The organism is Stenotrophomonas sp. Steno-Z10-BAI (genome assembly GCF_056393115.1).
In genome coordinates, this window is record NZ_JBWJOZ010000001.1 from 435,175 (window position 1) to 449,655 (window position 14,481).

Sequence of the window (14,481 nt, forward strand, 5' to 3'; positions counted from 1 at the left end):
TTCGTCGGATGTTGACGCGGCCGTCACCCCGATGAACCCCGATTCAGCTACGTTGCGCCTGCCCACCCCGGGCATAACGTGGAGCACGTCGATGAGCATGGGCAAACGTCTGGCCGCCGAGTTCCTGGGCACGTTCTGGTTGGTGTTGGGCGGGTGTGGCAGCGCGGTGCTGGCGGCCAAGTTCGGTGGTGATGGCAATCCGCTGGGGATCGGTTTTGTGGGCGTGGCATTGGCCTTCGGCCTGACCGTGCTGACCGGCGCGTATGCGTTCGGGCATGTCTCCGGCGCGCACTTCAATCCGGCGGTCAGTGTCGGCCTGTGGGCCGGCGGCCGTTTCCCTGCCCGTGACCTGCTTCCCTACATCGTGGCGCAGGTGCTGGGTGGCGCGCTGGCCGGTTTCATTCTGCTGCAGATCGCCTCCGGTGCGCCGGGTTTCCAGATCGATGGCAGCCAGGCCGGCGCGTTCGCGAGCAATAGCTACGGCGCCCTTTCACCGGGCGGCTACAGTGTCGCCGCCGCCTTCCTGTGTGAAGTGGTCCTCACCGCGTTCTTCCTGATCGTGATCATGGGCGCGACCCACGGCAACGCGCCGGCCGGCTTCGCCCCGATCGCGATCGGCCTGGCGCTGACGTTGATCCATCTGATCAGCATTCCGGTCACCAATACCTCGGTCAATCCGGCGCGCTCCACCGCCGTGGCGCTGTTCGCCGGCAGCGGCGCGCTCAGCCAGCTGTGGCTGTTCTGGCTGGCACCGCTGCTGGGTGGCCTGATCGGCGGCATTGTCTACAAATGGATGGGAGCCGCGCCCCGCTGACGGGTGTGGCCGGGCGGCCCCCGGACCGCCCGGCGTCGGCGCAGAAAGGTTCACCTGAAACCGTTATTTGTACACTGAGTCACATTCCGTTAAGGTCCCGATCACTCGTCCGACACTGACGGCAGCGAGTGATCCGGTACGCGCGCGGGGAATGCGCCACCACGGCCTGGGTTGTCGACGGCCACCGGAATGCCTGTCAGCGACGGACGCGATCATCGACCTTGGGGGAACCATGAACGTCCTGCGCGCTGTCGTCTGTGTGTGTCTGCTGGTCACTGCCGGCGCCGTTGCGGCGCAATCGACCAGCGAATGTCCGTCCCTGCCCGCCAGCAGCGGCCTGCAATGGCAGGCGCTCGCCCAGCGCGACTTCATCCTGTGCAAGGCCACCGCCGCCGATGGGCGCGAAGTGCTCAGCCTGACGCTGAGCGCGCGCAATCCCGAGCTGCCGTTGAACCGCGCGCTGCGTCAGGAAAAAGGCAGCTTCGCCGGTGAAACGCTGTACTGGTACCAGCCCGACCTGGGCGGCCAGAAACCGCCGGGCTATGAGACGCGCCGGATCACGGTGGTGAAATTCGACAAGAACCGTTTCGCGCAGATTGCGCTGTACGCCGGCGACAACAGCGAACTGGGTTCGCTGCAATCGCTGGCGCAGGGGATGAACCTGACGCCCTCGGCTGTGGCCGCCGGGCGCTGAGGAAGAGGCCGGGACGGTGCACCGCACTCATCCCGTCATCCAAGGGAGCGCCGGCCACTGGCCGGCGCCTCCCGCACCGTCAGGTGTCATGCGCTGGCCGGCCAGCGGCCGGCGCCCACGTGCCTCAGAAGCGGCCTTCCTGGAAATCCACGAAGGCCTGCATCAGCTCCTGCTTGGTGTTCATCACGAACGGCCCATGCCGCATGACCGGCTCGCGCAGCGGGCGGCCGGCCACCAGGATCAGGCGCGCACCGGTGTCGCCCGCGCGCAGGGTCAGCTGCTCACCGCCGCCGAGCACCGCCATTTCCTGTCTGGCCACCGGGCGCGCATCGTCGCCCTCGCCGATCTCCAGCCCGCCTTCAAACACGTAGGCAAACGCGTTGTGGCCCTCCGGCAGCGTGTAGCGCCAGTCCGCACGCGCGTCCAGGGTGATGTCCAGGTACACCGGATCGGTGGCCGGCTGCACGATCGGCCCCACGGTGTCACCCACCTGGCCGGCGATGACCTTGACCTGCACGCCGTCGGCCGGCGCGTTGACCGGAATATGGTCCGGTGCGAACTCCTGGTACTTCGGGTCGGTCATCTTGTCGCGCGCTGGCAGGTTCACCCACAGCTGGAAGCCGCGCATCTGGCCCGATTCCTGTTCGGGCATTTCCGAGTGGATCAAGCCGCGGCCCGCCGTCATCCATTGCACGCTACCCGGCGTGAGCAACCCCTCGTTGCCGTGGTTGTCCTTGTGCCGCATGCGGCCGTCGAGCATGTAGGTGACGGTTTCAAACCCGCGGTGCGGATGACTGGGGAAGCCGGCGATGTAGTCCTCGGCGCGGTCCGTGCCGAATTCATCCAGCAGCAGGAACGGGTCCAGGTCGGGCAGCGACGGCCCACCGATCACCCGCGTCAGGCGCACGCCGGCGCCATCGGAGGTGGCCATGCCACGGATGGTGCGCAGCACGCGCACCGGGGTTGGGCTGCTCATGGTGACTCCAGGGTCGGTGATCGATCAACAAGATGGCCTCGCCGGCCCCGCCGGCCAACCGTCATGCCCGCAACCGATTGTTCCAAGCGTGATGTTCCGATGACGTGCACGGGCACGCGCCCCCCACCCTACGACCAAAGTACTAGCGGCAAGCCCCCGCCATTGCATTGACCGCGTCGGTGCCAAGGCGGACTCTTACGACGATCTCCAGGGAGACGCAATCTCATGAAAGGTTTTTCGAAACTGGGTTGGGCAGTCATCGCACTGCTTGGCGCATTCTGTCTAGGCACCGTCGCACTGCGCCGCGGTGAACCCATCAATGCGCTGTGGATCGTCGTCGCTGCGGTCTCCATCTATCTCATCGCGTATCGCTTCTACAGCCTGTTCATCGCCGACAAGGTGATGCAGCTCGATCCGACCCGGGCCACGCCCGCGGTGATCAACAACGACGGCCTGGATTACGTCCCGACCAACAAACACGTGCTGTTCGGCCACCACTTCGCCGCCATCGCCGGTGCAGGCCCGCTGGTCGGCCCGGTGCTGGCCGCGCAGATGGGCTACCTGCCCGGCCTGCTCTGGCTGGTGGTGGGCGTGGTCGTCGCCGGCGCGGTGCAGGATTTCATGATCCTGTTCCTCTCCAGCCGCCGCAACGGCCGCTCGCTGGGTGACCTGGTGCGTGAGGAAATGGGGCCGGTACCCGGCACCATCGCCTTGTTCGGTGCCTTCCTGATCATGATCATCATCCTGGCGGTGCTGGCGATGGTGGTGGTCAAGGCGCTGGCCGAAAGCCCGTGGGGCATGTTCACGGTCATCGCGACCATGCCGATCGCGATCCTGATGGGCGTGTACATGCGCTACATCCGCCCGGGCAAGATCGGCGAGATCTCCGTGGTCGGGCTGATCCTGCTGCTGGCCGCGATCTGGTTCGGTGGCAAGGTCGCGGCCGATCCGGTCTGGGGCCCGGCCTTCACCTTCACCGGCATCCAGATCACCTGGATGCTGATCGGCTACGGCTTCGTGGCCTCTGTGCTGCCGGTGTGGCTGCTGCTGGCCCCGCGCGATTACCTGTCCACCTTCCTCAAGATCGGCACCATCGTGGCGCTGGCGATCGGCATCCTGATCGTGATGCCGGAACTGAAGATGCCGGCCCTGACCCAGTTCGCCGCCAGTGGCGACGGCCCGGTCTGGAAAGGCGGGATGTTCCCGTTCCTGTTCATCACCATCGCCTGCGGCGCGGTGTCCGGTTTCCATGCCCTGATCGCCTCGGGCACTACGCCCAAGCTGCTCGCCAATGAGCGCCACATGCGCTACATCGGCTACGGCGGCATGCTGATGGAATCGTTCGTCGCGGTGATGGCGCTGGTGGCCGCCTCGATCATCGATCCGGGCATCTACTTCGCCATGAACGCACCGGCCGCCGTGATCGGCCCGGATGCGGTCTCCGCTGCGGCCTACATCAGCAATACGTGGGGCTTCATCATCACCCCCGAGCAGCTGGAGGCCACCGCAGCGGCAATCGGCGAGCCGACCATCTTGCACCGCGCCGGTGGCGCACCGACGCTGGCGGTGGGCATCGCGCAGATTCTGCACGAGGCGATCCCGAGCGGCAGCAACGCGATGATGGCGTTCTGGTACCACTTCGCGATCCTGTTCGAAGCGCTGTTCATCCTCACCGCGGTCGATGCCGGTACGCGTGCCGGTCGCTTCATGCTGCAGGACCTGCTGGGCAACTTCATCCCGGCCCTGAAGAAGACCGAATCGTGGACCGCCAACATCATCGCCACCGCCGGTTGCGTGGCGCTGTGGGGCTACCTGCTCTACACCGGCGTGGTGGATCCCTTCGGTGGCATCCAGACGCTGTGGCCGCTGTTCGGCATCTCCAACCAGATGCTGGCCGGTATCGCGCTGATGCTCGGCACGGTGGTGCTGTTCAAGATGAAGCGTGACCGCTTCGCCTGGGTGACCGGCGTGCCGGCCGTGTGGCTGCTGATCTGCACCACGTATGCGGGCCTGATCAAGATCTTCGACAGCAACCCGGCCCAGGGCTTCCTGGCCCAGGCGCACAAGTACCAGGATGCGATCGCCAGCGGCACGCTGACCGCCCCGGCCAAGACCGTCGGCCAGATGCACCAGATCGTGGTCAACGCCTACGTCAACACCGGCCTGACCGTGCTGTTCCTGTTCGTGGTGTTCTCGATCCTGTTCTACGCGATCAAGACCATCTTCATGGCCCGCCGCACGCCGCAGCGCACCGACAAGGAAACCCCGTACGTGGCGCTCGAGCCGCACCAGATGGCGGACCTGTGATGAGTACCGAACTCGTCCCCGCCGGTCAGTACCAGGCCCACCGCCGCATCTGGCGGCGCCTGGTGCAGACCGCACGGCTGTGCTGCGGCATTCCCGACTACGACAACTACGTCCGGCATGTGCTGGAGAAGCATCCGGACCGCGTGCCGATGGACTACAAGACGTTCTTCCGCGAGCGCCAGGAGGCGCGTTACAGCGGCAAGAACGGGGGACGCTGCTGCTGACCTCCAGCAGCGGATGCACTCGAAAACGGCGGCGCGAAAGCGCCGCCGTTTTTTGTCGGGTCGCGTTCGCCACTGCCTGCGACAGGCCTCGAGGGGAGCCGGCCAGCGGCCGGCGCTACTGGAGCGTAAGGGGGCTCAACGTCACCTGTGCATTGTTCGCCGCCCCCATCCGTCCGGTATAGGTCTGGCCGCGTTGCAGCAGGTAGAAACTGTCCAGGTAGTCGGTATCGTTGGTGAACCAGCTGCTCGGCATGGCCTTGAGGATCGCACCGCCGATCTCGGCAATCACCGCGTACTCCGGGGCGACGGCGCCCAGCGCAAGCTTCACGCCTTCGGTGAGGGCGATCAGCAGGTCTTTGTAGTTGGTGTCGCCATCGTCTTCGAACAGTTGCACGTTGGCGGTATCGAACCGGTAGTTGCCCCAGATCACCAAGGGTTGGCCCGGGGTGTAATCGGTCTTGTCATGGTCCAGGTACGGCAGTGACACCGTGGCCATCTCCGGCTCTGCCTTGTCTGTCTGCAGCCCGGACACCACGGCGAACACTTCCGCGCCGCCCAACGCCCACGGCTCGCCGTCATTGGCCAGGCGGATACGGTCAAGCCGGGTGACATCCAGGGAGGTCGCTCCATCGGCGGCCACCGTGAGCCGGTCGGCCGACTGCAGTCCCCTCGCCTGCAACCCGGCATTGATCAGGGCCATGCCTTCCTGGACCGCCTGCCCGGTATCGATGTCCACGATCAATACCGGGAAGGTCGGGGCTACCTGCGCGTCCAGCAGATGCTGACGCCCGTGCCGGTCGTAGGCCACCAGGGAGGTCCAGGTGCGGTCGTCTCCCTTGGGCAACACTGCCACCCAGAGATCGGCAGGCGCCACTGCGCTCAGCGTCTGCCCGGCAGGCACGAAGCTGCGGACCTGCAGCAAACCGCGATCTGCGGCTGGCAGGCCCTTGTATCGGCGGACCAGAGCATCGCGTTCGGACAGCATCCGCGACGCCAGGCTGTTCCCACCCGGATCGCTCTCGGCCAGGACCGCGGTCAACGGCAGCCCGCGCTCGGGGTGGGCCGCCAGCGCAGCGACGAGGGCGCCGGCCCGTGCCGGCTGCCCGAGCCACGCAGCCACATCGCGTGCACTTGCATCGGCCACGGCGTGCACATCCCCTCGCTCGCCCGGGGCGGCCTTTACGGACACTACAGAAGCGAACATCAGTACGCCGGCGGTGATCACCGACATCAACACGTCTTTCGTCTTCATCGTGCTTCCTGATAGGTGTCGACTGCCGTCGACAAAGGATCCATGCCATGCGCGTTCGGCGCACAGCACAGTGCATGCCGCCGGACCTTACGCGGCCGTGCCAGCACGATTCCGTACGCCCTTCACAGTTCGTGTCGCATGCAGCCATTTCTGACACCGGCGCGTGACCTGGGTCCCAGACGCATGACGTTCAGCGGGTCATCGCCGCCCAAAAAAGAGGCGGCCATCAAGGCCGCCCCGGGAGTCGACAACGTGGCGCGCGCTTACGCGCCCGCCATCCATTTCAGGATCAGCCCGGTCACATACGCCAGGCCGGTCCCGGTGGCATAGCCCACGGTGCCCAACAGCACGCCGACCGGCGCCAGCGACGGATGGAACGCGGCAGCGACCACGGGTGCCGATGCCGCTGCACCGATGTTGCCCTGCGAACCGATCGCGAAGAAGAACAGCGGCGCGCGCAGCAGCTTGGCGGCGATCCACAGCACCAGGATGTGGGTCAGCATCCAGATCGCGCCGAGCGCGAACAGCCACGGCCGGTCGAGCAGCGAGAGCAGGTCCATCTGCATGCCGATGCAGGCGATAAGGAAATACAGGAACAGGGTGCCAAGACGCGAGGCACCGGCCGATTCCAGGCGCCGCGCGCGGGTGAAGCTCAGGCCCAGGCCGAGCGCCGTGGACAGCAGCACCACCCAGACGAACGCGCTGTCCAAGCTGAACTGGCTGGCCCAGCTCACATTGGCCTTGAACCAGCTGCTCAGCGGCGCGGCGATGGCATGCGCCAGGCCGACGCCGCCCAGCCCCACACCGACGATCACCATCAGGTCGGTCAGGCTGGGAATGCGGGCATTCTGTGCTTCGTATGCCGAGATGCGCTCCTTCATCTCATCAATGGCGCGGGTATCGGCCCCGCTGCGGGCATCGATCTGCTTGGCGCGGTTGGCCAGGAACAGCAGGACCGCCATCCACAGGCTCGCGCAGGCCACATCGACCACGGCGAACTGGCCGAACGTCGTCGCATCGGTGCCAAACACTTCACGCATCGCCACCATGTTGGCGCCGCCGCCGATCCAGCTGCCGGCCAGCGCCGCCATGCCCTTCCAGGTGTCACCGGCCACGGTGGCCGGGTGGATCCAGGACATCGCCTGGAACGACACGATGGCGCCGAGGATGATGCCCAGCGTGCCGGCGCAGAACATCACCAGCAGCTTCGGGCCCAGCTTCATGATGCCCTTGAGGTCGATCGACAGGGTCAGCAGCACCAGCGCGGCGGGCAGCAGCACGTCGCGGGCGATCGGGTTGTAGAGCGAGGTGTTGTGGCCATCGATGAGGCCGGCGGTGTTGTAGATGGCCGGGATGAAGTAGCACAGCAGCAGGGCCGGTACCCACGCGAAAATCTTCTTGAGGAGCGGGGTCGGGCCGCTGGCGGCCCAGAAGATCACCGCCAGGGTGGCGGCGATCAGGCCGAGGCCGACGATGTCATTGGTGATCAGGGCAGTACTGGGTTCGGTCGGCATCAAGCCATCCTCTGTCGATCGAAGGGATAAAAAAAAGCGCCGCATAGAGCGGCGCATCCGGAGCTTAACATTGTCTTCACGACGCCACACTTTGCGGCGCAGCGAGCAGGGCGATTACGACGCAGGCAGCGATGGACGTTCACTGCGCCCGGGCAGCGAGGCCCCCAGATCGAGGATCACGCAGGTGCCCCGGGGAACGCAGGGCTCGATCTGCAGCGCCCAGCCCAGATGTTCACAGAGCCGGGCGATCAGTTCCAGGCCGATCCCGCTCTGCTCGTTGCGGTCGCCCCGCGCCATGCGCGCATGCACCGCCGCGATCTCTTCCGGACTCATGCCGAGCCCGGGATCCTGCAGCGTCACCACCGCCTGGCCGGAGACCTGGATGTGGATGGTGCCACGGCCGCTGTTCTCGATCGCGTTGCGCAGCAGATTGCCGATCGCCGCCTGGACCACGCCCAGTGGCGCGACGATATCCACCCGCGCCAGGCCGTCGATCTCGATGCGCAGGTCCTTGTCGCCCATCAGGTGACGGTGGTCTTCAATGATGTCCGGCACCAGCAGATCCAGCGGGATACGCTCGCCCAGTGCAGCCAGCCGCGCCGGGTCGCGCGCCAGCACCAGCAGCAACTGGATCAACTGCTCCACGCCCTGCGCGGTGCGGTGCACCCGCTGCATCTGCTGGCGGGCGCGGTCGGGAATCTCCGGCTGGCCGAGTGCCAGTTCCGAGGCGCCGGTGATCACCGCAATCGGCGTGCGCAGTTCATGGCTGGCCGTGCTGATGAAGATCCGCTCGCGTTCAACGAACTGTTCGTTGCGCGCCAGGTAGTCGTTGAGCGCGTTGGCGATCACGTACAGCTCGGAGCTGGCCCGTGGGTCCACCTCCACCCGTTGCCCGGGAACACCCGGCCGCAGCTCGTCGATGCGCCGGGCCAGCGAGCTCAGCGGCCGTACCAGGCGACCGACGCCGAAGGACGCCATCACCACGGTGACGATGATCATCAGCACACCGGCCAGCAGCACCCAGCGCGTGGCGAACTGCTCCAGCTCATGGAAGTCATTGATGTCCAGCACCAGTGCCAGCCGCCCCAGCTGCGTGGTTTCGCGGACCATCACCGCGCTGGCGCGTCCGTTGACCTCCACACCGTCGTGCAGCCCCGGATGCAGCGTGCGCAGGCTCTCCGGCACCGTCGGGCTGCCATTGATGTAGAACAGCCGCAGGGTGTCCGAATCCTGCCAGCGGTAGTGCGGCTCGTGTTCGATGTGGTTGACGATGCTGTCCAGCTCGGAGTTGAGCAGCGCGCGCCATGCCGAGTGCTCGGCGTGTTCGTGCACGTAGTTGCCCACGCTGAATACCGCCAGCGAGATCAGCGCGAGGTAGCCCAGCAGCCACCACACCATGCGCCGGTGCATGGGCGCTGGCTTGGGCGGGCGCTTATGCCACTTCATCGGCACTGTCCGCAGCCGACACGCCGAGGCGGTAGCCGACCCGCGGCAAGGTGTGGATCAATTTCTGCTGGAACGGGCCATCGACGCTGCGGCGCAGTTCGTAGACATGCGAGCGCAGCAGATCGCCATCGGGCAGTTCATCCCCCCAGAGCGCAAATTCAAGCTGCTGGCGCGTGACTGCGCCGGGGCTGGCGCGCATCAGCACTTCCAGCAGCTTCCGGCAGGCCGGATACAGATGCAGCGGCTTGCCGTCGCGTTGCGCTTCCAGCGTAGAAAGATCCAGCTTGAGGTCGGACACCTCCAGCACCTTGCGCGGGTTACGCCCTTTGGCACGCACCATCAGCGCTTCCAGGCGCACTTCCAGCTCGGGCAGCGCGAACGGCTTGGTCAGGTAATCGTCGGCGCCGGCACGAAACCCCGCGATCTTGTCCGGCAGCTCATCGCGCGCGGTGAGCATGATCACCGGCACTTCCGAGCCGTGGTCAGCACGCAACCGGCGCAGCACCTCCGGGCCTTCCATGCGCGGCAGCATCCAATCCAGGATCAGCGCGTCATAGGGCTGCGACACGGCCAGGTGCAGGCCGGTGACGCCATCGGGCGCGACATCGAGCACATGGCCCCGCGACTCGAAATAATCGAATAGATTGGCAACCAGCTGACGGTTGTCTTCAATGACCAGCAGCCGCATGGGAGACTCTCTTGACCGGTTGAATGCATGGTAGCGGGAACCGTGTCGGAATCCGGTCGCAATGGGTGGTTTTACGACGCTTTTCCTACGCTGTCGGGGAGACAGTGGCTGTTTTGCCGACGAGCCTGGGCGTGACCGAATCCTTCTTCCTGCGGCGCTGGCCGCGTGTGCTGGTCTGCCTTGCCCTGCTGCTGGCACTGGCCGCCGGCATCGGCCTGCGCCAGCCCTCCCCGCCCGATGAACCGCGTTTCGTGCTCGCAGCGCGTGCCATGGTCGAGTCCGGCCAGTGGCTGCTGCCCCACCGCGGCAGCGAACTGTATGCGGAAAAACCGCCGGTCTTCATGTGGATGCAGGCCGCCAGCCACCAACTGTTCGGCGGCTGGGCGCTCGCCTTTCTGGTGCCTTCGCTGCTGGCTGCGCTGCTCACGCTGTGGCTGACCTGGGACCTGGGCCGGCGCCTGTGGAACCGCCGGGTCGGGTGGTGGGCCCTGCTCGCCTTGTTCAGCTGCCTGCAGTTCGGCCTGATGGCCAAACGGGCCCAGATCGACATGGTGCTGGTAGCGATGACCACCCTGTCGCTGTGGGGGCTGCTGCGCCACCTGCTGGAGGGCCGCAACCGCCCGGCGCTGTGGTTGGCGGGCGTTGCTGCCGGGGTGGGCACGGTGACCAAGGGCGTCGGCTTCCTGCCGTTGCTGGTGCTGGTGCCGTTTGCCCTGTGGCGCTGGCGCGCCCGTGGCACGGCGTTGCCGCCGGGCACCGCGCGCGATCTGTGGTGGCTGCTGCCGGCCTTCCTGCTCGGCACGGCGGTCTGGCTGGCACCGTTGGGCATCGCCCTGCTCAACGCGTCCGATCCGGCACTGCACGCGTATGCGCGCGAACTGCTGTTCAAACAGACCGGCACCCGCTACGCCAACGCCTGGCACCACGTGAAGCCGGTCTGGTACTACCTGCAGGTGATGGTCACCTTGTGGTTGCCGGGCAGCCTGTTGCTGCCGGCGCTGATCCCCGCGTGGTGGCGCCGCCTCAACCGCCTGGACGGGCGCTGGTGGCTGCTGCTGGGGTGGGCGCTGCTGGTACTCGTCTTCTTCAGCGCCAGCCCGGGCAAGCGCGAGGTGTACATCTTCCCGATGCTGCCCGCGCTGTGCCTGGCCGCCGCACCGCTGCTGCCCGGGCTGCTGCGCCGGGCCGGGCTGCGCTGGCTGCTGTGGGCGTATGTCGCGGTGCTGGGCACGGCGGCGCTGTACATCGGCACACAGCTCTGGAGCGGTAGCGCGTGGGCGCACCTCCAGCTGGCCCGACGTGCCATGCCCGATGCCCTGCTGCCCGTATTGGGCGGCTGGCTGATCGCCTTCGGCGTGGTGCTGCTGGCCTTGGCACTGTGGTGGCGCCAACGGCGCGCGGGCGCACTGGTGGTGGCGACCGCCTTCCTGCTCTGGAATCTGTACGGCTGGGTGTTGATGCCGACGCTGGATCCGTACAGCTCCGCGTCCGCCGTGATGCAGCGGGTGGGCACGCGGATCGGGCCGGAGGCCGAGCTGGGCGTGGTGGCCTGGCGCGAGCAGAACCTGCTGCAGGCCGACCGCCCGGTGACCGATTTCGGCTTCAAAACGCCGTGGGAGCAGCAATGGCAGGCCGCAGGCCCGTGGTTGGCGCAGGCCCCGCAGCGCCGCTGGCTGCTGGTGCTTGATGAGGCGATCAGCCCCTGCGTGGACCCGTCGGCGGTGATCGAGATCGGCAGCGCCAATCGGAACCGCTGGCTGCTGTTCCCGGGCACCGCCTGGCAGGCGGACTGCCATGCCGCCGTGACGGCGACCGACACCGCGCAGGATGAGGAAGACTGAACGGAAGGTCGCGCTTAACCGGCGGCCAACATCGCTCCGACCCCTCTCCGACAACCCGCTGACGACCATGGCGCCGGAATCTCCCGCCGGCCCCATTGTCCATGTTCCCAGCGTCCACCGTTGCTCTCTCCTCCGCGCCGGCTGCGTCGGCCACGCCGCGCTTCCTCCGCGATCACCTCTGGGCTCCGCTGGCGTTGACCGCGCTCGCCAGCGCTGCGCTGATGGGCGCCGGGGGCGACCAGTGGCTGGCCGACCAGTGGTATCGCCTGGAAGGGCAGCAGTGGGCGCTGCAGAACGCGTGGGTCACCACCCACCTGATCCATCAGGCCGGCAAATGGGCCAGCAGTGCAGCTGCGCTGGTGGCGATCGTGCTGTGCTTCCACGCGTGGCGCAGCGAACGTGCGGCCCGGTGGCGCTGGCCCTTGCTGTACCTGGTGCTGGCGGTCGCACTGGGCACCGGCCTGGTCTCGCTGCTCAAGGCATTGACCAACATGGACTGCCCGTGGGATCTCACCCGCTACGGCGGCACCCGCGAGTTCATCGGCCTGTTCGCCACACGCCCACCGGGCATGCCGCGCGGGGTGTGCTTCCCGGGTGGGCACTCCAGCGCTGGCTTTGCGTGGGTCAGCCTGTACTTCGTCGCCTTGATGGTGCGCCCCGCCTGGCGCTGGCGCGGCCTGGCGGTCGGCCTGCTGGCCGGCGGCGTGTTCGGGTTCTCGCAGCAACTGCGTGGCGCGCATTTCCTGTCGCATGATCTGTGGACACTGGCCACCTGCTGGGCGGTGTCGCTGGGCCTGTACCTGCTGGTTGAACGCATCCGGCTGCACGAACGCAGCACGGCGCCGGTCAGTGGGCAGGGAGACGCGGCATGAGCGCCACCCTCCCGCGTACTACACGCTTCCCGGCGCTGGCTGCCGTGCGCGCCTGGCGCCCGCAGTGCACCACCGAGACCTTGATCCTGCTCACCAGCGTGTTCTTCGCGGTCGCCTGCAACGGCTTGTTCTGGCACAGCGCAATGGCGACCCACCCGGGCAGCATGGGTTTCGCCCTCTCGCTGTTCCTGTTCCTGGTCGGCGCGCACAGCCTGCTGATGGGGCTGCTGGTCTGGCGCTGGAATGCCAAGGTGGTGCTGAGCGTGCTGCTGATCGGCACCGCGCTGGCTGCGCACTACATGAGCAGTTACCACATCTATCTGGATGCGGACATGCTGCGCAACATACTGGCCACCGACCACAAGGAAAGCCGCGAACTGATCACGCCGACCCTGATCCTGCCGCTGCTGCTGTTGGCCTTCGTACCGATGCTGCTGCTCTCGCGTGTGCAGCTCCGCCGCCGCACGCTGGGCAGGGCCCTGCTGTGGCGTATCGGTTTTCTGCTGCTGTCGGCACTGATCGCCTTCGGCGGGGCGATGCTCTCCTTCCAGGAGATGTCCTCGCTGATGCGCAACCAGCGCGAAGTGCGTTACCTGGCCACGCCCGGGAACTTCCTGCTCGGCCTGCCCAAGGCGCTGCGCGGTGACAATCCGATCCAGCGTGCGCCCAAGCTGCCGATCGGCATGGATGCCAACGTGACCCCGCGTGCCGCGGGCAGCCGCCCGCGCCTGCTGGTGATCGTGATGGGCGAGACCGCACGCGCACAGAACTGGGGCCTCAACGGCTATGCCAAGCAGACCACGCCGGAACTGGCCCAGGCCGGGGTGATCAATTTCCCCGACATGCATTCGTGCGGCACCAGCACCGAAGTCTCCCTGCCCTGCCTGTTCTCGCCCTATGGACGGCATGACTACGACGAAAAAAAGATCCGCGCGCACCAGTCGCTGCTGCACGTGCTGGATCACGCCGGCATTGCCACGCTGTGGCGCGACAACCAATCCGGTTGCAAGGGCGTGTGCGAGGGCCTGGAAATGCAGGCACTGGACGATGCCAAGCACCCGACCCTGTGCGCCAACGGGCGCTGCATGGACGAGATCCTGATCGACGATCTGGCCACCCAGGTGCGCGCCAGGCCCGGTGACCGCGTGGTGGTCCTGCACCAGCTGGGCAACCACGGGCCGAGTTACTTCGAACGCTATCCGCCGCGCTTCCGCCGCTTCACCCCGACCTGCGATACGCCGGACCTGGGCAAGTGCAGCCGCGAGCAGATCACCAACAGTTACGACAACGCGCTGTTGTACACCGATCACCTGCTCTCGCGCACGATCGGCACACTGAAGGGCATGGACGACTACGACACGGCGATGATCTACCTCTCCGATCATGGTGAATCGCTGGGCGAGAAGGGCCTGTATCTGCACGGTGTGCCGTATGCGATCGCCCCGCAGGAGCAGACCCGCGTACCGATGACGATGTGGTTCTCGCCGTCCTTCGCCGCCAACCGCGGGCTCAACCTGGCCTGCGTGCGGGAGCGCGCGGGCAAGTACACCGACCACGACAATCTGTTCCCGTCGGTGCTGGGGCTGATGCAGGTCAAGACGTCGGTGTACGAACGTGACCGGGATCTGTTTGCGTCGTGCGAGGTTTGAAGCGGAACGACCACTGCTGTCAGCTATTCGCTCTTCCGTTTTGGTCGAGGCAGGCCAGACCGTGGCGGGACCGTTATGCGCCATGGATGGCGCATATCGAGCCCCCATGGACGGGTTCACGGCGGGTCCCGACAACCCGCCCGCACCGACCCAAACCACGATGCAATGACGCCACGCCGTTGACGTTGGCGCTACGATCCCACC

General features: G+C 66.7%; 12 protein-coding genes. 7 read left to right on the forward strand and 5 right to left on the reverse strand.

All coding sequences use genetic code 11. The annotated features are described in order from the left end of the window. Positions 1–91 precede the first annotated feature (91 nt). Both aqpZ and AC06E9_RS02180 read left to right on the forward strand, forming a co-directional pair. Complete coding sequence (gene aqpZ, locus AC06E9_RS02175; RefSeq protein WP_478055400.1) at positions 92–814, forward strand: aquaporin Z; 723 nt, start codon at positions 92–94, stop codon at positions 812–814. Positions 815–1,046: 232 nt separating this feature from the next. Then, on the forward strand, positions 1,047–1,508 hold the full coding sequence (locus tag AC06E9_RS02180; RefSeq protein WP_121038781.1) for a hypothetical protein: 462 nt from the start codon (positions 1,047–1,049) through the stop codon (positions 1,506–1,508). Between the two features lie 124 nt (positions 1,509–1,632). Here the strand turns inward: AC06E9_RS02180 and AC06E9_RS02185 are convergent, their stop codons facing one another. Continuing rightward, positions 1,633–2,484 (reverse strand): pirin family protein, encoded by an 852-nt coding sequence (locus AC06E9_RS02185; protein ID WP_478055401.1) that lies wholly within the window; start codon positions 2,482–2,484, stop codon positions 1,633–1,635. A 225-nt stretch (positions 2,485–2,709) separates the two neighbouring features. Between AC06E9_RS02185 and AC06E9_RS02190 the strand changes: the two genes are divergently transcribed. Both AC06E9_RS02190 and AC06E9_RS02195 read left to right on the forward strand, forming a co-directional pair. Beyond that, a complete protein-coding gene (locus tag AC06E9_RS02190; protein ID WP_121038787.1) occupies positions 2,710–4,791 on the forward strand; it encodes a carbon starvation CstA family protein in 2,082 nt (693 codons plus the stop codon). Continuing rightward, positions 4,791–5,015, forward strand: coding sequence for a YbdD/YjiX family protein (locus tag AC06E9_RS02195; protein WP_019183464.1), 225 nt, complete (start codon positions 4,791–4,793; stop codon positions 5,013–5,015). The genes AC06E9_RS02190 and AC06E9_RS02195 overlap by 1 nt, the downstream gene beginning before the upstream one ends. Before the next feature lie 115 nt (positions 5,016–5,130). On the opposite strand, the gene AC06E9_RS02200 is transcribed toward AC06E9_RS02195, so the two are convergent. From AC06E9_RS02200 to AC06E9_RS02215, 4 genes are all read right to left on the reverse strand, one after another. Beyond that, entirely contained in the window at positions 5,131–6,267 is a 1,137-nt protein-coding gene (locus AC06E9_RS02200) for a DUF3103 family protein (RefSeq protein WP_478055402.1), read from the reverse strand. Between the two features lie 263 nt (positions 6,268–6,530). Continuing rightward, positions 6,531–7,781, reverse strand: coding sequence for a DUF819 family protein (locus tag AC06E9_RS02205; RefSeq protein WP_121038793.1), 1,251 nt, complete (start codon positions 7,779–7,781; stop codon positions 6,531–6,533). Positions 7,782–7,895: 114 nt separating this feature from the next. After that, a complete protein-coding gene (locus tag AC06E9_RS02210) occupies positions 7,896–9,227 on the reverse strand; it encodes a sensor histidine kinase (protein ID WP_152154075.1) in 1,332 nt (443 codons plus the stop codon). Continuing rightward, positions 9,214–9,915, reverse strand: a complete 702-nt coding sequence (locus AC06E9_RS02215) for a response regulator transcription factor (protein ID WP_121038799.1) — start codon at positions 9,913–9,915, stop codon at positions 9,214–9,216. Before AC06E9_RS02215 ends, AC06E9_RS02210 begins: the two co-directional genes overlap by 14 nt. Before the next feature lie 125 nt (positions 9,916–10,040). On the opposite strand from AC06E9_RS02215, the gene AC06E9_RS02220 reads away from it, so the two are divergent. From AC06E9_RS02220 to AC06E9_RS02230, 3 genes are all read left to right on the forward strand, one after another. Continuing rightward, a complete protein-coding gene (locus AC06E9_RS02220) occupies positions 10,041–11,756 on the forward strand; it encodes a glycosyltransferase family 39 protein (protein WP_478055578.1) in 1,716 nt (571 codons plus the stop codon). A gap of 101 nt (positions 11,757–11,857) precedes the next feature. Beyond that, entirely contained in the window at positions 11,858–12,628 is a 771-nt protein-coding gene (locus AC06E9_RS02225) for a phosphatase PAP2 family protein (RefSeq protein WP_478055403.1), read from the forward strand. Further along, on the forward strand, positions 12,625–14,277 hold the full coding sequence (locus tag AC06E9_RS02230; protein WP_478055404.1) for a phosphoethanolamine transferase: 1,653 nt from the start codon (positions 12,625–12,627) through the stop codon (positions 14,275–14,277). The genes AC06E9_RS02225 and AC06E9_RS02230 overlap by 4 nt, the downstream gene beginning before the upstream one ends. The last annotated feature ends 204 nt before the right edge of the window (positions 14,278–14,481 follow it).